The 23,231-nt window shown below is 63.7% G+C and carries 9 protein-coding genes; 2 read left to right on the forward strand and 7 right to left on the reverse strand.

Annotated features, from left to right (window positions below):
* Window positions 1–9: 9 nt before the first annotated feature.
* From JMN22_RS08915 to JMN22_RS08945, 7 genes are all read right to left on the reverse strand, one after another.
* Window positions 10–9,474 carry a non-ribosomal peptide synthetase gene (locus tag JMN22_RS08915; protein ID WP_198796745.1) on the reverse strand — a complete coding sequence of 3,155 codons (9,465 nt, stop codon included), beginning with the start codon at window positions 9,472–9,474 and terminating at the stop codon, window positions 10–12.
* A gap of 41 nt (window positions 9,475–9,515) precedes the next feature.
* A complete protein-coding gene (locus JMN22_RS08920) occupies window positions 9,516–14,330 on the reverse strand; it encodes a non-ribosomal peptide synthetase (protein ID WP_198796744.1) in 4,815 nt (1,604 codons plus the stop codon).
* Between the two features lie 70 nt (window positions 14,331–14,400).
* The gene (locus JMN22_RS08925; protein WP_033864612.1) at window positions 14,401–15,354 is read right to left on the reverse strand and encodes a TauD/TfdA family dioxygenase; all 954 of its coding nucleotides are present in this window, start codon (window positions 15,352–15,354) and stop codon (window positions 14,401–14,403) included.
* Window positions 15,355–15,513: 159 nt separating this feature from the next.
* Window positions 15,514–16,443, reverse strand: coding sequence for an iron-siderophore ABC transporter substrate-binding protein (locus JMN22_RS08930; RefSeq protein ID WP_030141567.1), 930 nt, complete (start codon window positions 16,441–16,443; stop codon window positions 15,514–15,516).
* A 63-nt stretch (window positions 16,444–16,506) separates the two neighbouring features.
* Window positions 16,507–17,556, reverse strand: coding sequence for a FecCD family ABC transporter permease (locus JMN22_RS08935; RefSeq protein ID WP_198796743.1), 1,050 nt, complete (start codon window positions 17,554–17,556; stop codon window positions 16,507–16,509).
* Window positions 17,553–18,536 (reverse strand): FecCD family ABC transporter permease, encoded by a 984-nt coding sequence (locus JMN22_RS08940; RefSeq protein ID WP_030141569.1) that lies wholly within the window; start codon window positions 18,534–18,536, stop codon window positions 17,553–17,555. The genes JMN22_RS08935 and JMN22_RS08940 overlap by 4 nt, the downstream gene beginning before the upstream one ends.
* On the reverse strand, window positions 18,533–19,336 hold the full coding sequence (locus tag JMN22_RS08945; protein WP_198796742.1) for an ABC transporter ATP-binding protein: 804 nt from the start codon (window positions 19,334–19,336) through the stop codon (window positions 18,533–18,535). The genes JMN22_RS08940 and JMN22_RS08945 overlap by 4 nt, the downstream gene beginning before the upstream one ends.
* 290 nt (window positions 19,337–19,626) lie before the next feature.
* Here JMN22_RS08945 and JMN22_RS08950 point away from each other — a divergent pair, with 290 nt between their 5' ends.
* Both JMN22_RS08950 and JMN22_RS08955 read left to right on the forward strand, forming a co-directional pair.
* On the forward strand, window positions 19,627–21,816 hold the full coding sequence (locus JMN22_RS08950) for a TonB-dependent siderophore receptor (protein WP_198796741.1): 2,190 nt from the start codon (window positions 19,627–19,629) through the stop codon (window positions 21,814–21,816).
* A 194-nt stretch (window positions 21,817–22,010) separates the two neighbouring features.
* Window positions 22,011–23,225, forward strand: a complete 1,215-nt coding sequence (locus tag JMN22_RS08955) for a multidrug effflux MFS transporter (RefSeq protein WP_030141572.1) — start codon at window positions 22,011–22,013, stop codon at window positions 23,223–23,225.
* The last annotated feature ends 6 nt before the right edge of the window (window positions 23,226–23,231 follow it).

Genomic DNA, 23,231 nt, shown 5'->3' on the forward strand with positions numbered 1-23,231 from the left:
TACTCATCCTTACATTTCCATCTCGGCCAACAGGCGCTGCATTTCGTCCAGGGCTTCGTCGGTCGACGGCCCCTGGGGTTTTTCGATCTGTTCGGCGAGCGCGGCGATCGTCGGGTTCTGGAACAGGCTGCGAAGTTCGAGCTTGACGCCGAAACGGCTCTCGACTTGCGTCATCAAGCGCATGGCCAACAACGAATGACCGCCCAGCTCGAAGAAGCTGTTGAACACCCCGACCTGCGGCAACGCCAGCAGCTCCTGCCAGATGTCCGCCAATTGCTGCTCCAGCTCGCTGCGCGGCGCTACACCCTGGATCGCCACCGGCTGCGGTGCCGGCAAGGCCTTGCGATCGATCTTGCCGTTGGCGTTAAGGGCCAGGCGCGGCTGTTCGATGAAGCCAGCCGGAATCATGTAGCCCGGCAACACGCCTTCCAGATACCGACGCAGCGCCGCCTGATCGACCGGGTTCGGTGCCTGCAACCAGGCAAACAGACTCTGACTGCGGGCATCGATCATTACCACGGCTTCTTCCACGCCGGGGTAACGGCGCAGCAGCGATTCGATTTCACCGGGCTCGATGCGGAAACCGCGCACCTTGACCTGGAAATCACCGCGACCGACATAAGCCAGCCGCCCGTCGTTGCGGCGGCGTACCAAGTCGCCGGTGCGGTACATGCGGCTACCCGGTTCGCCGGCATAAGGGTCCGGCAAATATGCCGCCGCCGTGATGGCTGGCGCGTGCTGATAACCCCGGGTGACGCCGGAGCCGGCGATATACAGCTCGCCCGTCGCCCCCAGCGGCACCGGGCGGAGCATGTCGTCGAGCACGTAGCAGAGGGTATTGAGCAGAGGCATGCCGATGTCGGCGACGCCGGACGGCACGTCCTGCAATGCCTGGGTGGTCGACCAGACGGTGGTTTCCGTCGGGCCGTAGGCGTTGATCAGCGCCACGCCACGGCTGCGCAGTTCATTCACCAGCTCACCGGGCACCGCCTCGCCACCGATCAGGCCACGCAGCGGCGGCCAATCGACCTGGCCGGTTTCCAACAGGATCTGCCAACCCGCAGGGGTGGCCTGGAATACCGTGGCCCGGCGCAGCAGCCCGAACAACTGATGTCCATCGACCACCTGCTCGCGGCGCGCCAGCAGGATGGCCGCGCCGTTGACCAGCGGCAGGAACAGCTCCGGCTTGCACATATCGAAAGCGTACGTGGTGCTGGCGAGCCAGACATCCTCGGCGCCGAGCGGCAGCAAGCGATCGAGGCCGGCCAGCAAGTTGCTCAGGTTGCCCCGGCTGACCTGCACGCCTTTCGGTGTGCCGGTCGAGCCCGAGGTGTAGATCACATAGGCGCGCTGCTGCGCATCGATCGGCAACGCAAGGTTGGCGTCGCTGCGGGTGTCCAGCGCCAACCCGTCGAGCAGGACGTGATCGACGTCGCCTAAAGCCTCGGCGCACAGGCTTTCGCTGAGCACCAGGGCCGGACGCGCATGCCCGATGATGAAGCCCAGCCGCTCGCTCGGGTGCTGCGGATCCAGTGGCAGGTACGCCGCGCCGGCCTTGTGGATCGCCAGCAGAGTTGGCAGCAGCCATGGGCCACGACTCAGGCAGACGGCAACCAGGTCATCGGTGCCGACACCTTGCGCACGCAGCCAATGGGCGAGGCGATTGCTGATGACGTTGAGTTGCGCGTAGGTCAGTTGCTGGTCCTGGCAATCCATCGCCAGCGCTAGAGGCGTCAGGACGACCTGCTGCTCAAAACGGGCGATGACGTCCACCACCGGCGCCAAGGATTGCGCCGGGCGATTCCATGGGCGCTGGGCCAAGGCATGATCGGCGTTGGCCAGGTCGATGTCCCAGAGACGCGCATCCGGTTGTTGCAACATGCCTTCGAGCAGGTAGCGGAACTCATCGGCATAACGTTGTGCGGTGTGTGCCAGGAACAGGTCGGTGTTGTATTCCAGCACGCATTGCCAATCCTCGCCCTGCTGCTCGATGTGCAGGCCGATGTCCACCAGGGCGCTGTCGCTTTCAACGTTGAGCCGCTGTGCCGGCAAGCCGGCGAAATGCTCTTCGAGCGTTGCATTGGCATCGCGCTGGATCAGGTTGAACAACGCCTGGAACAGCGGTGTGTGGCTGAGATCGCGGCGCACTTGCAAGGCTTCCACCAAGCGCTCGAACGGCACGTCGGCATGCTGTTGCGCCGCCAGGTGCGTGGCTTGCAACTGCTGCCAGAACTGCTCGACCGATTGCTGGGGATCGAGGTGGCTGCGCAGGACCTGGGTGGTGGCGAAATAGCCGATCAGGTTGTCGGTATGGGCCTGATGTCGATGGGCGACCGGCAGGCCGATCCAGATGTCCCGTTGGCCCGAGTGTCTGGCCAACAAGGTTTTCCAGGCAGCCAGCAACGGTGCGAAAGCGGTCAGGCCATGGCGTTGCGCCGTCTCGCGCAGGTGCTTGACCAGGCTCGCCGGCAGGTTGAAGCGCAGGCGCTGGCCCTTGTAGCCCTGCTCGGCGGGCCGCGGCATGTCGGTCGGCAGGTTCAGCACCGGCGGTTCGCCCGCCAGGGTGCGTCGCCAGTAATCAAGCTGCGACTCGATCCGCGCCTGCCCCGCCGGGCTTTGCCAACTGGCCGCGACGTCGGAAAACTGCAGCGGCAAGGCTGGCAGGCAAGCGTCGCATCCTTCCAGCAAGGCTTGGTAGATGTGTTGCAGTTCGGCGAAGAGGATTTCCAATGAGCGCGCATCGGCAATGATGTGGTGCAAGGTCACTTGCAGCACGCTTCGGCCCGGGCCTTGGTACACCCGCACCCGCCACAGCGGCGGCGCGGTGAGGTCGAACGGACGCTGCGCCTCCTGGCTGAGCTTCTGGGTGAAGCCGCTGGAATATTCGTCGTTTTCCAGCGGTTCGAAGCTCAGCGGCATCGCGCCGAGGTCTTCGACATGCTGGCGTGCGCCCTCGGCGGTGTCGCTGAACACCGTCCGCAGGCTGTGTTGGCGAACCACCAGGTGCGCCAGCGCCTGTTCCAGCAATGCGGGTTGCAGGAGGCCGTCCAGGCGCAAGGCCAGGGACAGGTGATAGGCCTGGGTATCGCCCTGCAAACGGTCGAGGAACCACAAGCGTTGCTGAGTGAAATGCAACGGTGCGAGGGGGGCTTCGAACGGACGCAGAATGCCGTCGGCCTCGGTGCTGGCCTCGGCCAATGTCGCGGCGAGGTCGCGCAGCACCGGTTGTTCGAACACGCTGCGCAACGGCAGGCGCCGACCATGCTGTTCGGCGATTCGTGCCACCAGCCGCGCCGCCAACAGCGAGTGCCCGCCCAGGGCAAAGAAATTATCGTCCGCGCCAACGTCGGTGCATCCCAGCAGCTCTTGCCAGAGGCCAGCCAGGGTCTGCTCCCACTCGCTCGACAATGCGCCCTGCTGGCCGTCACGCTGCTGCGGTGCTGGCAGAGCCTTGCGGTCGACCTTGCCGCTGGGGCTCAACGGCAGGGTGTCGAGGCGAACGAATTGGCTGGGCAGCATGTAGTCCGGCAACTGTGCGCCGAGGCTGGCGCGCAGCGTCGTTTCGTCCAGCGCATCGCCAGCGTAGTAACCCACCAACCGCGCCGATTCCCCGCTGCCGAGCAGCACCACGGCCGCCTCGCGAACCCCGGGGACGCGGGACAACAGCGCTTCGATCTCACCCAGCTCGATACGGAAACCCCGCAGCTTGACCTGGAAGTCCAGGCGCCCGAGGTAATCCAGGCTGCCATCGCTATTGCGGCGCACCCGGTCACCGGTACGGTACATGCGCGCGCCGGCCACGAAAGGATCCGGCAGGAACGCCGCGGCGGTCAGGCGCGCGGCAGCGAAATAGCCGCGACCCAGGTTGGCCCCGGCCAGGTACAGCTCACCGGGCACGCCGGCGGCGACCGGTTGCAGGTCGGCGTCGAGCACGTACGCAGCGGTATTGGCCACCGGTTGCCCGATCGGCACCTCCACTGCGCTTTCATTGCCACTGCGCACTTCGAAGGTGCTGTAGACGGTCGCTTCCGTCGGCCCGTAGCCGTTGATGACCTTGGCGCCCCTGCCCTCGATGGCTTCGGCCAGCGCGCACGGCAGGGCTTCGCCACCGGAGACGGCACGCACGCCCTGCCAACTGCGCGAGGTGTGCGCCACCAACATCCGCCAAGTGGCCGGCGTGGCCTGCATGACGGTGGGTTGTCCGGTCAGCAACAATTGATCGATCGCTTGCGGATCCCGCGCCTGCTCCCGATCGGCCAGGAGGATGCTGGCGCCATGGGCCAAGGGCAGGAGCAACTCGACGATGGCAATGTCGAACGTCGCGGTGGTCAGGGCCAGGACCCGGTCGCGGGGCGTCATCGGCAAGACCTGATCGACGGCCAGCATCAGGTTCATCAGGTTGCCACGGCTGATCGCCACGCCTTTGGGCTGGCCGGTGGAACCCGAGGTGTACAGCACGTAGGCGAGTTGACTGGCGATGCAGGCCACAGGCTTGCACGGGACGGCCGAGCCGCTGGCGTCGATGTCCAGCAACGGCAGCCCGGTGTTCCACTGCGCCAATACGTTAAGGCTCGCGGCGGTGCCCAGGCATAACGTGGGCTGCGCCGCTTCGAGAATGTAGCGGCCACGCTCCGGCGGCGTGTCTTCGGCCAGCGGCACATACGCCGCACCGGCCTTGAGCACCGCCAGCATGGCCATGGGCAGGCGTGCGTCGCGGGGCAGGCTCAACGCCACGCGGTCTTCGACACCGACGCCATGGGCTTGCAACGTCGCCGCGAGCGCCTCGGCGGCCTGGTCCAGCTCGGCGTAAGTCAGTTGTTGATTGCCGGCCACGACGGCAATCGCCTCCGGCTGGTGGGCAACCTGAAGCGCGAACGCTTCGAGGATGTCCCGTTGACCGGCCACCGCGCGGCCATCGATCCGCGCCAGCGCCCGTTCGGCGGGCTGCCATGCCAGTTCACCCAGCGGCTCGGCAGCTTGCTCGATCAGCGCATCGAGCAAGGCCAGGTATTGCTCGGCCATGCCTTGCACGGTCTGCTCGCGGAACAGATCGCTGCTGTATTGCAAGCTGAGGCTGATGCCATGCTCGCTGTCGCGCACGTCCAGGTGCAGGTCGCACAAGGCGCTGTCGGGGCGGTTGTCCAGCGGTTCGGCGATGACGTCGGTGAGTTCGAAACGCTCCAGGGCGTTGCCCGGGAAGTAGTTGAACATCACTTGGAACAGCGGGTTGTAGCTCACCTGCCGGACCACGCCCAGTTGTTCGATCAAGTAGTCGAACGGCAAGTCCTGGTGGGACTGGACCGACACCGACAAGGCCTGCAACTCGTTCATCAGTTGCAGCGGGCTGCGCTCGCCAGAGATTCTCTTGCGGTACACCAAGGTGTTGACGAAGCAACCCACCAGCGGTTGCAGCGCCGCATGGTGCCGGTTGGCCGCCGGTACACCGACGAGGATGTCGTCTTCGCCGCTGCGACTGCGCAATAACAATTGGAAAGCGGTCATCATCGGAATGAAGTTGCTCCAGCCATGACACGCGCTGAAGGTCCTGAGCCGTGCCGCCAAGTCCTCGGACAAGCGACACTCGACGCGTCCACCAGCCTGGCTGGCCTGGGCGGGACGAGGAAAATCGGCGGCCAGGTCGAGCACCGGCAGCTCGCCGGCCAGTTGCTCGCACCAGTAGGCCAGCTCTTGCTCACACGCCTTGCTGCCCATCCATTGGCGCTGCCACACGGCGTAGTCGGCGTATTGCATTGCCGGGGCGGGCCGTGGGGTCGCGACGCCCTTGCGACGATTGCGGTACTGCTCGCAGAGCCCGTCGATGATCAGTTGCAGGGACCAGCCATCGGCAACGATGTGGTGGCAATTCAACGACAAGACGAACGTCTCCGGCGCCAGGCGATACAGCCTGGCGCGCAGCAGCGGCGCCGCGTCGAGGGCGAACGGCGTCATGGCGTCTCGGCGCAGTCGTTCGTGCAGCGCGTCTTCGCTCGCCACATCGATGACCGGCAACTCAATCTCGCTGTGCGCCAGGACAACCTGGCTCGGCCCTTGAGCCGCGCCGATGAACCCGGTGCGCAGCACCTCGTGCTGGTCGAGGACCGCTTGCAAGGCCGCGTGCAGGTCAGCGACGTGCAGCTCGCCGGTCAGGCGCACGGCGCCGGCCAGGTTGTACGCCGGGCTGTCGGGGTCGAGTTGTTGCAGGAACCACAACCGTTGCTGGGCAAACGAGAGCGGCAGCGTTTCCGGACGCGGCAGCAACGTCGGCGACGGCTTTACCGCGCCGGCCTGGTTCTCCAGCCAATCGGCCATGGCGGTGATGGTCGGACGTTCGAAGACCACGCGCAACGGCAGGTCCTTGCCGCTGAGCTTGCCGATCAGGCCGATCAACTGGGTCGCCAGCAGCGAATGGCCGCCCAGCTCGAAGAAGTTGTCCTCGACACCCACCTGGCCCAGACCGAGCACGCTTTGCCAGGCTTCCACCAACTGGCCTTGCAGCTCGCTGCTCGGCGCCACATAGCGGGCCTGGCTTTGCGCGGCAAAATCCGGCGCGGGCAACGACTTGCGGTCGATCTTGCCGTTGCCGTTGAGCGGGAAACGCTCCAGGAATACGAATGCGCTCGGGATCATGTAGGCCGGGAGATTGCCCAGCACATGCTCGCGCAACGCCTCGATGCTGCAGGCGCCATCGGCCACGACGTAAGCCACCAGCACCTTGGCGCGCTGCTGGTCGTCACGGGCCACGACCACGGCTTCGCGCACGCCGGGGTAACGGGTCAGGCAAGCCTCGATCTCGTCCAGCTCGATGCGATGGCCGCGAATCTTGACTTGGTGGTCGGTGCGTCCGACGTATTCCAGGTCGCCGTTAGGCAGGAAGCGCGCCAGGTCACCGGTGCGGTACAGGCGAGAACCGTCGTTGGCGATCGGATCCGGCAGGAAGACTGCCGCCGTACGCGCCGGGTCGGCCATGTAGCCGCGCCCGACGCCGACGCCGGCGACGAAGATCTCCCCGACCGCGCCCACTGGTATCGGCTGCAGATCGGCGTTGAGTAGGTACAAGCGATTGTTCAGCGTGGCACGGCCGATCGGCACGTTGATGCGTTGTTCCGGCAAGCGTTCGAGCAGCGGATGAAAAGCCACGTCATCGGAGCATTCCGCCGGCCCGTAGGCATTCATCAGCGGGATCGCCGGGTAGCGCTCGAACCAACGACGCGCCAAGGCTGGCGGCAAGGCCTCGCCCGTGGCGAGCACCCAGCGCAGGGGGGACGTTTCCAAGCCGGCGTCCAACAGACTTTGCATCAGGGACGGCACCGCTTCGAGGATGCTGATGCCGTGGCGTCCGATGGCCGAGGCCAGTGCCTCGGGATCCTGCACGACGCAATCGCCAAGGATCACGGTGCGGGCCCCGAGCACCAGCCCGGCGAGGGTCTGCCAGACTGAAATGTCGAAGCACTGCGGCGCAGTCTGGGCGATCACGTCGTTCGCATCGAGCCCCAGCCCCGGCAACTTGCCGAGAATGTTATTGAGCATGCCCGCCTGCGCCACCATCGCGCCCTTCGGCGTGCCGGTGGAGCCGGAGGTGAAGATGCAATAGGCCAACGATGTGTCGTGCACGGCGATGTTCAGGTCATCGTCGCTGTAGCTGCCCAGTACCGAGGGGTCGTAGCGCACGGCCTTGGGCCGCTGGTCGAGCAGGTCGAGGGCCTGCATCGCCAGTTCGCCCTGCCCTGCGCTATGAATCAGCAACGGCGTGCGGCTCTGGCGCAGCACCTGGGCCAGGCGCTGGGCCGGGTTGCGCGGATCGAGCGGCAGCCAACCGGCACCGGCCTTGAGCGTGGCGACGATCATCACCACCAGGTCCAGGCCCCGCTCGTCGAACACCGCGATCAAGTCGTCACTGCCCACACCTTGGGCGCGCAAGTGCCGGGCCAGTCGGTTGGCGGCGCGGTTCAACTGATCGAACGTCAGGCTTTGCTCACCATGGACCATGGCGACGCGCTCTGGGGTCTGGCGAACCTGCTCCTGGAAACGCTCGACATACAACGGCTGCAGCAGTTGCTCGTCGGGTTCCAGCCCGCCACCGGCCCAAACCTGGTGCTGGTGAGTGATTTCACTTGCATCGAGCATCGCCAGTTGATGCAACGGCGTGCCGGCGTTTGCGCCGAGGGCTTCGCCCATGTTCAACAATAAGGTGCGGAAATGCCGCAGCATCTGCTGGACTTCTTCGCGCAGGAACCAGTCGGTTTGATAGGTCAACTGCAGGTGCAGGCGCTCGCCCGGCACGATCACCACCGTGATCGGGTAGTTGGTGTGGGTGCGGTTGGCCATGTCACTGATCAGGTAGTCCAACTGCCCCTGGCGCAGGTCGGCGGCAATGGGCGCGTTCTCGAACACGAACAGGCTCTGGAACAAGTCCTGGCGCTGCACATCGCTCCAGCGCTGGATGTCCGCCAGGGAAACACTCTCGTGCTCGCGCAGGCTCAGGTTCTCGGTCTGCAAGGCTTTCAGCCACGGGCCAAGCCCATCCTCCGGGCCACAACTCCAGCGCAGCGGCAAGCTGTTGATGAACAGGCCGACGATGCTTTCCATGCCTTGCAGGTGCACCGGACGGCCGGCAACCGTAATGCCGAACACCAAGTCGCGATCGCCGCTGTAGCGCGCCAGCAACAAAGCCCAGGCGCCTTGCACCAGGGTGTTGAGGGTCAGGCCATGCCGGGCCGCGACGTTCTGCAATGCCTGGGTCTGCCCGGGCTCCAGGAATTCGACACAGTCCTCGACCGGTTCGGCAGCGCCTTGGACCCGGCCGATGTGACCGAAGCCAAACTCGTTGGGCGTGTCGAAGCCCGCCAAGCGCTGTTGCCAGAAAGCTTGGTGATCTTCCGGTTTCTGGGTTTCCAGCCAGCGAATGAAGTCGCGATACGGGCGCGGTGTCGGCAAGTTCAGTCGACGTCCTTCCCGGGCGGCGCGATAGCCGTTGAGGAAGTCCATCATGATGATCGAGAAGCACCACGCATCCATGAGGATGTGGTGGTAGCTGCGCACGAACTGGTAGGTGTCGGGCGCCAGCTTGTACAACCGGACGCGCATCAGTGGCGCCTTGGTGAAATCCAGCCCTTCGGCGCGTTCTTCGCCGAGCAATTGCTCGAGGCGGTCCTGCTGCTCGCCTTCGCTCAGGAGCGACCAATCCTCGTAGGTGATCGGCAGTTCGACCTGCTTATGCACCACCTGCATCGGGCGCTTCTGCTGCTTCCAGACGAAGGAGGTGCGCAGCAGTTCATGGCGCTCCACCACCTGCGCCCAGGCCTGGCGGAAGGCCGCGAGGTCGAGGTCCGGCATGACCATGACATGGCGATATTGCAGCAGATACATGCCCTTGCCAGGGTGCATCAAGCTGTGGAACAGCAATCCTTGCTGCATGGGAGCCAGCGGGTAGATCGCTTCGATGTTGCGCGAAAGAGCCTTGACCTTGTCGTTCATGCTGACGGTATCCGAACCTGTAATGTTTGGGACGCGGGGGCTCATTGCTCGAGTTGTTCGAGCAGCCCCAGGAATTCATCGTCGGACAGGCCTGAGTCGGCGAAATCCGAAGCCGTGGCGCGGCCCACCGAGGGGGCCTGGCAGTGCTCCAGCAAGGCGCTGATCCGCTGCTGGAACTGACGCGCCAGTTCGTTCACCAACACCGGGTCGTGGACCTGCGGTGCGTAGCGCCACTCGACATGTAGCTGGCCTTCGTTGACCAGCGCCGTCACATCCAGCCAGTGCGTGCGGTGGGTGCTCTCGGCGCGCATGCCGGGGCACATCGGCCGCGCGAGACGCCAGAGGCTCGATGCGCCGATCCATTGGTCGACCCGCCCCAGGTAGTTGAAGGTCAGCAGCGAGGCGGCACCCAGGCCGTGGGCCGGATCCTGGCGCAACAGGCCGTAGCCGATGCCTTGTTCGGGGACGCGGCGCAGGGCTTCCTTGGCCGCGATGATCGACGACTCCAGGTCCCACGAAGTTTCGACCGCCAGCGGGTAGCGGCTGGTGTGCCAACCGATCGAGCGCGACAGCTCGGGGCCTTGCTCCCAGCCGCTGCGGCCGTGGCTTTCCAGCTCAAGGGTGACGCGCTCGCGGCCCTGCCATTGGCCGATGACACCGGCCAATGCGGCCACCAGCAGATCCTGGACCTGGGTGCCGTAGGCCGCGTGGCAATCGCCCAGCAATAACTGCGTTTGCTCCACCGACAGTTGCATGTCCAGTGTCCGGCTTTCGCCGTATGCATTGGGCTGTTGAAGAACGTTATGTTCGGCGGGCAACTGCTCATGCCAATAGCCGACCTGGGCCAGGACGGCGGGCTCCAGGCGATGTTGCTGCAAGGCCTCGCTCCACACATGGAAACCCGCCGAAACGCCAGGCAACGCCACGCTTGGTTGCAGGTAGAGGCTTTCCAGTTCTTCCAGCAGCACCTGCCAGGACACGGCATCGACAAGCAAGTGATGCGCCGTGCACAACAATGCCTGGCTCTGGGAGAAATACACCCAGCGAATCAATGGCGCCTTGCCCAGCTCGAAGCCTTGTTGCCAACGCTGCAACAGCGCGTCGTCCAGCGGTTGGTCCTCGACCTGGAATAACCCGTCGAGCAGGCTCGGGGAAAAGGCCTGGTAGCGTTGCTGCCAGCCTTGCGGCGAGGTTTCGAAGACCAGGCGCAAGCTCGCGTGACGCTGCAGCAACGCGCCCACGGCGTGGATAAATCGCGGCTTTTCCAATGGCGCGTTCAACGCCAGCAGCAAGGATTGGTTCCAGTGCCCGGATTCGGTTTGCTCCTGGGCGAAGAACCATTGCTGGATCGGCGTCAGGGCAAATGCGGTGGCAGGTTCAAGCACGGCTGGCGTAGCGCCCGCCTTCACCGCGCCAAGATCAACCACCTGCTCGGCCCAACCGCGCACGGTGGGGAACTCGAAAATCTGCTTGGGCTTGAGTTGCAGCCCCTGCTGCTTGGCCCGGGCGATGATCTGCAAACTCAGGATCGAGTCGCCACCGACACTGAAGAAGTTGTCATCGACCCGCAGGTCGGGGTTATTGAGGATCTCGCGAGCGATGTCGAGCAGACGCTGTTCAAGGCTGCGCTGTGGCGTTTGCACCACTCGGGCCAAGGCGCGTACGGTCTGTTCGGCGAACAGTTGCTTGGGCGTCATCAGGATATGTTGCTGGCGCGCCAACGCGATGATCTGCAGGCCGAGGATCGAGTCGCCGCCCAAGGCAAAGAAGTTGTCATCGGGCCCCAGGTCAGGATTGCCGAGCAGCCCGCGCCAGATGCCGAGCAACGCGCTTTCGACCGCGTCCAGAGGCTCCACGATTGGAGACATTTCCTGCGCGGTGGCCGGCGCTTGCTCGGCCAACTGCAGCAATGCCTTGCGATCCACCTTGCCGTTGGGCAACAAGGCAAACCCATCGAGGCAATGCCACTGGGCCGGCTGCATGTAGTCCGGCAGTTGCGCTTGCAGGGCGGCTTGAATATCCGGCAACGCGCTCGACGGTGCGACCAGGAACGCCACCAGGCGGTTGCCCGTCAACGGCGACGGGCTGTTCAGCACTTGTACATCGCTGACGTGCGGCATCGCCCTCAGCCGTGCCGCGACTTCCGCCGGCTCTACCCGGTAGCCACGAATCTTGACCTGCTCATCGAGCCGGCCGAGAAACTCCACCTGCCCCAGATGATTGAGCCGCACCCGGTCGCCGGTGCGATAGCCATGGGCTCCGAAGCGGGTGCGATCGGCGTCGCTGGCGCTGAGATAACCCAGCGCAACGGTCTTGCCCTGCACGCAGAGCTCGCCGCTGACACCGATCGGCAACAGACGGCCGTCGGGCGAACGCACGCTGACCTGGACATTGGGCAGCGGTCGACCCAGCGGTGCCGCGCCATCGATATCGACCTCATGGGTCAACACCCCGACGGTGGTTTCACTGGGTCCGTAGTGGTTGACGATACGCAGGTCCGGCTTCAATGCCCGCAAGCGCGAGACCAGTTCATGGCCCAAGGCTTCGCCACCGGTTACCAGGCATTGGCGCGGCAGCAAGCGTTGCGGATCGTTGGCGACCAGCAAGGCGTTGAGGTGTGAAGGCACGATTTTCAGCAGGTCCACGGGCTCGCGCTCAAGCACGGCCGCCAGCTCCTCGGCGTCGAACGCCAGTTCCTCGGCCAACAGTCGCAGGCGACGGCCGCTGAGCAATGCACCGAACAAGGCCGTGTGCCCCAAGTCGGTGGCGCAACTGGCCAGGCTCGCCAGGCTGGCATCGGCTGGCAGGGCGAGGCGTTCGAGGCAGCCCGTCACGTAATGGATCAGATTGCCCTGGCTGACCGCCACGCCTTTCGGCCTGCCGGTGGAGCCGGAGGTGTAGACGACGTAGGCTGGAAGGTCCGCAGCCAGGGATGCGCGCAACGGCGATCCATTCGACAACCCGGCACTGGGCAACGACAGCCAGCGCACCGCTTCCGGCAGCCATTCCGGTCGCAGGCCCTCGCCGACCCAGACCTTGGGCGCAGCGTCCTGGCAGATGTCCTGCAAACGCGACTGCGGCCATTGCGGATCGAGGGCCAGGTAGGTGGCGCCGCACTGCCAGGCCGCGAGCATGTGCATCACCAGCTCGCGGCTGCGGGGCAGGCACAGGGCGATGCGCGCGCCCTCCAGGTTCGCGCTTGCCTGCAAGCGCTCGCCACGGGCCGCCACCGCCTGGCCGAGTTCGACATAGCTGAGCGTACCTTGCTCGTCTTGCAGGGCAATCGACGCCGGCTTGTGGGCGCACTGCTGGGTAAATGCCTGCCAGGCGTTGCTGACCGGGACCGACATGTCCTCGCCGCTGAGGAGCGACTGCTGCGCCGGTGCCAACCAGTCGAGCTGGGCAAACGGTACGCCCGGCTGTTCGATGACCGCGTGGACCAGGGCAACGAATTGATCGCAATAGCGCTCGACCGTTTCACGGCGATACAGCGCCTTGCTGTAGCGCCACCGGCAAAGGAAGCCCTCCTCCTCGTCGATCACCACCATGTTCAGCTCATGGGCCGCGCCGCGCTGCTCCGACAGCAGGCGGTCGACATACTGCTCGAACGGCGCGATGCGCTCCTTGTTGAGGGTGAACATGTGCTGGAACAGCGGCGCCCTGCCCATCTGCCGTGGCAGGTCCAGCTGTTTGACCAGGCGCGAGAACGGATAGTGGCGGTGCTGCAAGGCCTGCTTGACGGTGGCGTCCACCTGCCTGGCCCAATCGCCGCTGGACAGCTCGCGTTGCAAGCGGCAACGGATCGGCAACGGGTTGACCAGATACCCCGGCAGGTTGACGTGCTCGCGCCGCAAGCGCCAGCCGCTGGGCGTGCCCAGGACAAAATCATCCTGCCCGGACAGCACGCCGAGGAACTGCTGGAATAACGAGAACCAGCAGATATAAGGCGTCACACCCCATTGGCGGGCCACGGCACGAATCCGCGCCGCAGTGGCCGGGTCGAAACGAACCGACAACTCTCCGCCCTGGAACGCCTGGTTGCTGCCGTAGTGAAAATCGGTCGGCAATTCCAGTGCCGGGGCATCGGCCAATTGCGCTTGCCACCACGCCAACTCCACCGGTTCGGCGGCTTCGCTGCGCACATGCAGGTCGCTGCAATAGTCGCGATACGCGTCCGGATTCACAGCGGGCAGCGCTTGCTCATTGATCAATGCGAACAATTCGTTGAGCACGATGTAGAACGTGGCCAGGTCGGCGGCGATGTGATGAATCACCAGCAGCACACTGTGCTCGACATGACCGGCCTGGCCATTGCTCAACAGGACGACCCGACTGACGTCGCCGGCCTCCAGGTTGAACGGCTTATCGGCCCACTCGGTGATGTGCTGCTGCAATGCCTGGGCATCGGCCGCCTGCAACGCCACGCGCTCCAGCGGCCGGACGTGCTCACGATGGCTCCACTGCAACAGGTCACCATTGCGCTCGGCATAGGCGGTGCACAGCATCGGGTAGCGCCGCTGCACCGTTTCCCAGGCGTCTTGCAGGCGCTGGGGCAAATCCTCGGTGACGAACTGCGCCTTGATGCGTCCGGCGTAGGCGATGTTATAGGCGCAGCTGTCCGGCTCCAGGCGCTGGAGAAACCAGAGCGCCTGCTCGTTATCCGTCAACGGGCGCGCCGCAAAATAATCGGGGTGCAAGGCCAGCCATTGCAGCACCTCGGCGCTGCGCGCCGTCAGTTCGCGAGCCAATTCATCATCCAGCGCCTTGGTTGATCCGGGCGTGACAACCAGTTGGCCTTCGGCTTCCGACAGGCGAATTCCACGCAGCCAGCAGCGATGCATCAGGCGATCGAGCATTTGATGTCCTTCATTTTGCTTGTTTGGAATAAGCCGCCCAATGCGGCGGCTTAATGCAAGAGCGTCGGGCTCAACCCGCGGAAGCAGGCTCGGCCATGGCGACCACGACCTTGCGCGCGCCCTGGAATGTCGAGCGGCCGTGGGCCACCAGCATGTTGTCGAGCATCAGCACGTCACCCGCCTGCCAGGGGAAACTCACCTGGCAGCGCTGCAATACCGCACGGACATGCTCCAGGGCTTCGAGCTCGATAGGCGAGCCATCGCCGTAGAACACGTTACGCGGCACGCCCTCCTCGCCGACGATGGAAATCAGCGTCTCGCGCACGGGCGCGGCGAGATTGGAGATATGGAACAGATGCGCCTGGTTGAACCACACCCACTCCCCGGTCACCGGGTGCTGGGCCACGGCCTGGCAGACTTGGCGTGTGGACAGCTCACCGTCATCCTTCCATTGGAACTGGATCTGGTTGGCGCGGCAGAAATGCTCGACTTGGGCGCGATCTTCAGTACTGAACGCCTGTTGCCAGGGCAAGTCGAGGCCATTGCCATAGTTGCGCACGTACATCAGGCGCTTCTCGGCAAAGCGCTGGCGGATTACGGGGTCGAGTTGCTGGTAGACCTTGCGGCTGTCGGCGATAGGGGTTTCGCCGCCCACCGGAGACGCCTGCACGCAATGGAACCAGATTTTCATTGGCCAGTTGAGCGAGTAGGACTGCTCGTTGTGCAGCGGGATGACCTGGTGGGCGGGGTATTCGGTGGAGGTGTAGACCCGGTTGTTGAGTTTGGTGCGCGGCGTCGAGGCGTAGTCGTAGGTCAGCAGTTCGTGACCGAAACTGCGGGCGAACTCTTCAAAATCCGCTTCGCCCTTGAACGCAAAACCACGAAACAGAATGCCGCCCGCAAGCGGCAACTCGGCCTCAACCGCGTGCAGGATCTGCGCCCGGCTATCCTGCCAGACAGCCCCCGCGCCTGGCGCCTGGAAAATGAACGGCAAGGTCAGTTCGTCACCCGGTACGCCTTCCATGGATTGAACCTGTGCACGCGCCAAACCCGTTTCCATCTGTGATCCCTCGCCATTCCGATGAGCGTGTTTTTTTCGAGAGCACAAACTAATACAAACGAGTAACAACCGCAATAGAGAATCATTGTCATTAATGACTTTTGTATGACAATCGATACAAAGTCACTTGGCCTGAAGCACGCGTTCTCGCTCAGCAATATGGGACATCAGCAGGTAGGCGGAACCCAGCAAGCCCTGCATCGTATCGGCATAGCGGCTGCGGTTCAGGTAGAGAAACTGGCGGTTCTTCACCGCAAACAGATTCTGCCATTGAGGCGACTGGCGAAACGCAGCCGTGCTGGCTTCCGAATCGAGCAGTTCCTCATAGGTATCGATAATGAAATCACTGTCGAAGTCGCCGATTCGCTCCAGGCTGTAAGGCACGTTCTGGCGCGCCTCGCGATACGCGGCGACACGGCCCAGGCCGAAGTCCTTGATAACGTCATCCATACCGCCACGACCGATCAGCTGGAAACCATCGGTATAGACTTCGAGCGTCGTGACCGTGATGCGCGAAGGGTCCTTGACGCGCTTCTTGAACTCGCTGACGACCCATTCGTATTCGTGGAGCATTTCTTCGTAGCGCTGCTGCTTGCCGACCAGTTCGGCGAGCTGCCTGGCGTAGGTCTTGATGTCGCTTTCCCGCGAGGGCAACAGCACGACCGGTGCGATTTTGCTGAGCTTTTCCTTGAGGTCCGCGTGGTACGACAGGCCGATGATCAGGTCCGGCTTCAACGCAGCGATGGCTTCCAGGTCGGGGGCCTGGTGCGAGCCGATGTACTGGATGCCCGTCACGTCGAAGCGCTCCTGCGCACCCCGGAACACCACGTCCGAGAACAGCTTCTTGCGGCCGGTCGAGCCGCAGGGCTTGATACCCAGCTCCAGCAACTGATCGGTCAAGCTGAAATCGTGCAGGGAGACGATGCAGTGAGGTGAAACAGGTACTTCGACCCGCCCGAAACTGTTCTCGAACACCTTGGTTTCAGCCGCGCCGGCGTGCATCGACATCAATGCCAACGGCACGCACAGCATGCCGAGCAATCCCTGGAACATTCCCTTCACTCTTCCCCGCACGCGTTTTTCTCCAATGTTTTCAAGATATGCATCGCTGTGTCTTCAGCGACTGCGTTGACGCGCCAACAATAGGATCAGATAAGGCGCGCCGATGATGGCGACCACCAGCCCCGCCGGCAACTGCAACGGCGGGAAAAGCCCCCGCCCCAGCGTATCGCCCGCCAATACCAGCAACGCCCCCACCAACGCCGACAACGGCATCAGCGCACCGTGACGATCACCCGCCAGTTGGCGCGCCAGGTGCGGAGCCACCAGCCCGACGAAGGTCATGGTGCCGACATTCGCCACGGCGGCCGCCGTCAGCATGACGCTGCACAGCAACAGGAAAATCATCACGCCGGTGACGTTCAGGCCACGGCTGAGCGCGACTTTTTCGCCCAATTGCAACAGGTTCAACTGACGGTGGAAAAACAGCAACGGAGCCCCCGCCAGCAGCAGCCAGATACCGAGGCTGCGGACCTGAGGCCAACCGGCCCGGTGCAAGCTGCCGCCCAGCCACATCAGCGCCGATTCCACCTGATCGATGTTGCCGTAGGTGATCAACAGGTCGGCCACCGCACTGAGCATGGCAGTCAGCCCGACGCCGACAAGAATCAACCGCAGCGGTGAAATGCCCTGGCGCCACGACAGCAATGCGACGAACAATGCCACGGCCAACCCGCCCGCCAGTGCCGCCAACGGATAGAGTTCCAGCGGCAGCAGCGTGGGCCAGAGCACGATGATCAGCAGCATCGTGACACTGGCGCCCGATTCCACGCCCACGAGGCCCGGCGCCGCCAGCGGATTGCGCGTCAACGACTGCATCAACAGGCCGGCCAGCGACATGGCCATGCCGGCGAGGATCGCCAGCGCGACACGCGGCAAACGCAACTCCCAAAGCAGGTTGCGCATCGCCGAGTCGACCCGCCCAGGGGACCACAAGGCTTGCCAGGCCTGGGCGACACCCAACGAATAGCTACCGACGGTCAAGGCGTACAACGACACGGCCACCAATGTAAACATCAACACCAGCACCCAGATCACATCGATCGGCCGGGCCACCCAAGGCAACAAGGGCAGCGTCCTGGGCAAGGTCAGTCCCAGGCGCGTCATTTGACTTTCCTCAACACCAGCGCAACGAAAATCGGCCCGCCAATCAGTGCCGTGACAATCCCGGTGTTGAGCTCGAAGGGACGCACCACCGTTCGTGCGGCGATGTCCGCCAGGATGAGCAGCAGCGCGCCGAGCAAGGGCGCGGCCAGCAACAGCCGTCGATAATCGTCGCCGAACAACAGGCGCGCAGCGTGAGGCACCACCAGCCCGACAAAGCCGATCGGCCCCGCCAGAGCGACCGCGCACCCCGACAGCAGGACCACGGAGGCCAGGCCGAACAGGCGCATTTTCAACAGGTTGACGCCCATGCCGGCGGCAGCCTGTGGACCCAGTCGATGGGCATTCAGTGCTCGGACATTGACCAGGCACAGAAGCATGCCCAACACCACGTACGGCCAGACCCACGCCTGCATCGAGCCGCCGGTCACGCCAATCGACCCGGTGAGCCAACGGCGCAGGCTGTCGAGCCCCTGCTGGTCGAGCAACAGCAGGATCGAAGTGATGGCGCTGAACAATGCCGCAATCATCGCCCCGGACAAGGTCAGCCGGATCGGGTTATGCCCGCGGCCCGCCAGCAGCAGGACGCCGACGGCTGCCACCAGCGCGCCACTGAACGCGAACAGCGGGATCATCGACAGGTCGTGCCCCGGCAACACCAACAAGCCGAACACCACGAACAATGCCGCGCCGCTGTTGATGCCGAGGATGCCCGGATCGGCCAATGGGTTGTCGCCCACGGCCTGCATGATCACCCCGGCCAGGCCAAGGCTGGCACCCACCAGCATGGCCACCAACAGGCGCGGCAAGCGGCTGCCGCGAATGACGCTCTGGTCGGCGTTGTCCGGCGCATAAGCCACCAGCGCCTGCCACGCTTCGCTCCAAGGGATGCTCTTGGCGCCAACCGCGAGGTGCAGCAGCGCGGCCAAGCCGATGGCGACCAGCAGGCCCAGCCACACCGGCAATCGCAAACCGTGACTCACATCGCCTCCCGCACAGCCGAGGGCTGGCTACGGGTGGTTTGCGGCACACACAGCGGATCGCCCGAATAAGGGTCGGTGATGATGTGCGCGTCCAGGTCGAAGACTGCCTTGAGATTTTCGCGGGTGAAGACTTCAGCGGGCGCGCCCTGGGCCAGCAAGCGGCCTTCACGCATCATCACCAAATGATCGGCATAACGCGCGGCCTGGTTGAGATCGTGAAGCACGGCGACGACGGTCTTGCCTTGCTCGCGCAGGTCCACCAGCAGTTCGAGCAAGGTGATCTGATGGGCGATATCGAGAAACGTCGTGGGCTCGTCCAACAGGATCACTGGGGTGTCCTGGGCCAAGGTCATGGCAATCCAGCATCGCTGCAATTGGCCGCCCGACAGCGTGGCCAGCGAACGATCGAGCAAAGGCGCGATGCCCGCCAGGTCGATGGCACGGTCAATGGCCTGCTGATCCTGCCCGGACCACTGGCGCCACCAGCTCTGCCAGGGAAAACGCCCCTGCATCACCAATTCCCGGACGCTCATGCCGGCCGGCGAGGTGGTGCGCTGGGGTAACAACGCCATGCGTTGCGCCAGCGCCCGGCGCGAATACTGGCCCAGGGCCTTGCCGGACAGCTGCACCTCGCCCGCGCTGGGCCGCAGCATGTGCGCCAACACATTAAGCAGCGTGGTCTTGCCGCAGCCGTTCGCCCCGATCAACGCCGTGAAGCAGCCTTCGGGAATATCCAGGCTGACACCGTTGAGAATCTGTTGCTCGCCATAGCTCAGCCGCACGTTGCTGGCTTTCAGCATGACCGTCCCTCCACCGCCCTAGAGGGCCTGATCGAATCGTCCATCGTACCGAACCCTCGCAATCGTTTCCCGGTGACAGCACCGCGAAACCCATCGAGGGCCAAAAAGTGGGGCACAGAATATGTCGAAACTAAAATAATTTCCCTACAAGACTGACAATATTAATGCAAACCCTTATCATTCACAGTCAGATTATGGCCAGTAGACACTAACCTCGCTTGCCTGCCTGACGCCGCTGGACCGGGACAGCAGGCTCGCGAAGATGAAAAACAACCCCAAGGACTTCCTCGATGCTCGAAAGAAAAACAACAGTTGGCACCGATAAACGTTACGTCTCGCGTCACCCGGCTTTTCACCTGAGCACTCTGGCCCTGGCCTTGGGGAGCATCTTTTCAACCCAGGCGATCGCCGCACAGGAAGAGGCCGCCGCCAACGCCCCTCTTCAGCTGGGCGAAATCAACATCAATGCCGCCGCGGTGGAAAACCCCACGGCTCCGCTGGCCGGCAAGGTCGCCCTGCGCAACGGCAGCGCCACCAAGTCCAACGCGGCCATTACCGAAACGCCGCAGTCGGTGTCCGTGGTCACCGCCGATGAAATGCGCGATCGCAAGTCCGACACCCTGGCGGACGCCCTCAGCTACACCCCGGGCTTCACCAGCCAGCCAAGCAGCTTCAACCGTACCTCCGACCGGTTCCGCATGCGCGGCTTCGACGTCGAGTCCGCCACGGGCGGCTCGCTGCGCGACGGCATGCGCCTGCAATACAACTCTTATGACGGCGTCCAGGAGCCCTATGGCCTGGAACGCGTGGAAGTCGTCCGTGGCGCGGCTTCGGTGCTCTACGGCCAACTGTCGCCTGGCGGCTTCGTCAACGGTGTCAGCAAACGACCGACCGAAACCCCGCTCCATGAATTGGGGCTGCAATACGGCAACCACGATCGCAAGCAACTGACCGCCGATTTCAGCGGCCCGCTCGGTGACAGCGATGTCCTCAGCTACCGCCTGACCATGCTCCAGCGTGACAGCGACACCCAGCAGGACTACATCAACGACGACAAGCTCTACATCGCCCCGGCCCTGACCTGGCGCCCCGATGAAGACACCTCGCTGACCCTGCTCTCGTTCTATCAGAAGAGCGACACCCGCTTCTCCGCCCCACTGCCCTATCAATTGGTCAAGGGCGTGGGCAACGGGCCGGTCAAGATCGGCCGACACGATTTCATCGGCGAACCCGACTACGACGACATGAATGGAGAGATGTCCGCCATCGGCTACGAATTCGAACACCGGTTCGATGAGCACACACGTATCAGCAACAAAGTGCGGTACTACGAAGGGGATGTTAAATGGAAATATCTGCAAGCCGGAGCGGTTACTAACGGCGTACTGGCTCGTCAGTACAGCGACCGCCGTGAGCGCTCTCGAGCGCTGGCCAGCGATACCAACATCGAGACACGCTGGAACATTGGTGGGGTGGAAAACACTTTCTTGGTGGGTGCCGATAGCTACGACGCTTCGTACGACTCGCACAATTTCCGGAGGGCTGCTCCTTCTATCAATATTGGGGACTACAACTATGGGCAGCCGGTTGTAGTGGACAAGAGCCTGAACCGTGAGCGAGGTTCGCAGATCGACACATTCCAAACAGGCATCTACCTGCAAGACCAGATCAAGTTCGACGATCACTGGCTGTTGCTGCTAGGTGGCCGCCACGACTGGGCGGATCAGGATCAGGAAGCGTTCAGGACGGGGCTGAAGGAGAGCCGGGACGACGAAGCCACCACCTGGCGCACCGGCCTGGTGTATCAAGCAGATAACGGCCTGGCCCCTTACATCAGCTATAGCGAATCGTTCTTCCCGGTCGCAGTGGCTGAAGCAACGGACCAGACCTTCGATCCTACCGAAGGCAAGCAGTACGAAGTCGGCATCCGCTACCAACCCCCTGGCAGCAATATATTGCTCAGCGCAGCGGTCTATGAGCTAACACAGGAAAATGTCGTGAAACGCGACCAGGCTGGCGGCAATCCCCAGCAGATTGGCGAACAGCGTTCTCGTGGTTTGGAATTGGAAGCCAAGGCAGACGTCACACCTCAACTGACGGTTATCGCGTCGTACGCTTATACCGATGCACGTATCACCAAAAGCCAGGTTCAAAGCGAGGTAGGCCAACGCAGCGAGGATACGCCTTACCATCAGGCGGCTCTTTGGGCTGACTACAACTTTGCCCTCTTCGGCGTGCCACAACTGAAGGTGGGTGGTGGAGCTCGCTACAAAGGAACTACCCAGGCCTCGCTTATCGATTCCCAACTACCCGCCTACACGCTGTTCGATGCCATGGCGAGCTACCAGATCGACAAGAACTGGGACATCGCCCTCAACGCCAACAACGTGACGAATAAAAAATACGTCTACTGTGAAGCATCCACCTGCCGCTACGGCGACGAGCGTGAATTGGTGACCTCCGTCAACTTCCGCTGGTAAAACCCCTGACCCGGTCGGCGCTGACAAGCGTCGACCGGGTCATTTCACACCGTACAAACACCTCTCTGCGCCCGTTCGAATTCCCTTCATCGCACCATCCTCCTGAATCCTCTTTTGACCTTGACGCATCGGATGACGATCGTCATATTACGATCATCATAAGCCAGACAAAAACCGGCCAAGGGGATTGATCCATGGAAACTGGAACTGCATCAGCGATTGCAGACGCGCAGCCACACGCATCGAGTCCAGCCCTGACCGGCCGAATCGTCGCGTTGCTCGCCGGCCTCGCGGCCATCGGCATGCTCTCCACCAATATCATCCTCCCGGCGTTCCCGGTCATCGGCGACGACCTCGGCGTGACTGCCCGCGAACTGGGCCTGACACTCTCCAGCTACTTCGTCACGTTTGCCCTGGGCCAGTTGGTGGTCGGGCCGCTGGCTGATCGTTATGGGCGGCGCAAACTGGTGCTGGGCGGACTCTTGGTATTTATCGTCGGCACCGTCATCGCAGGACTCGCCACCACGCTCGATGTCATGATCGCCGGACGCATCGTCCAGGCATTGGGCGTGTGCGCGGCCTCGGTGCTGTCGCGCGCCATCGCTCGGGACCTGTTCGAAGGCGAGACATTGGCCCGCGCCCTGTCGTTGACGATGGTCGCCACCGCGGCCGCACCCGGTTTTTCGCCGCTGGCCGGCAGCGTCCTGTCCGTCACGCTCGGATGGCGCGCCATCTTCATCCTGGTGGGATTGGCCGCCGTGGTGCTGGCGTTCTTCTATGTACGCGATCTTGGCGAAACCCATCCCGCCGACCGCCGCGCACCGCACTCCACCGCCAGCGTCGTGCGCGCTTACGCAAGGCTGATGGCGGACAAGCGCTTCATCCTCCCAGCCCTGTCGATGAGCCTGTTGCTCAGCGGCCTGTTCGCCTCTTTCGCCGCCGCCCCGGCCATTCTCATGAAAGGCATCGGCCTGACCTCGGTACAGGCCGGCCTGTATTTCGCTTCGACGGTGTTCGTCGTATTCGCCGCCGGCATGGCCGCACCGCGCCTGGCCCACCGCTACGGCCCGCAAAACATTGCCTTGCTGGGGATTACCTGCGCCATGGTCGGCGGGGGACTGCTCATCATCGGGCCGGCCCATCCAGGTCTCGGCTGGTATGCCGTTTCGATGGTGACGTTCCTCTGGGGCATGGGGCTGGCGAATCCGTTGGGTACGGCGATCACCATGGGGCCTTTCGGCAAAGAGGCCGGGATGGCCTCGGCGCTGCTGGGTTTTCTCTCCATGGGCGCAGCCGCGTTGACCACCTGGCTCGCCTCCGTGTTGAGCTTTTCGCCCATCACCACGCTGGGCGCGATCCAGGCGTTGACCTGCCTGGTCGCGCTGGTCCTGTTCTTCCTGCGCCGCTGACGCGGC

It is taken from the genome of Pseudomonas sp. HB05, assembly GCF_016756915.1.
In the GTDB taxonomy this organism is placed as follows: Bacteria; Pseudomonadota; Gammaproteobacteria; order Pseudomonadales; family Pseudomonadaceae; genus Aquipseudomonas; species Aquipseudomonas alvandae.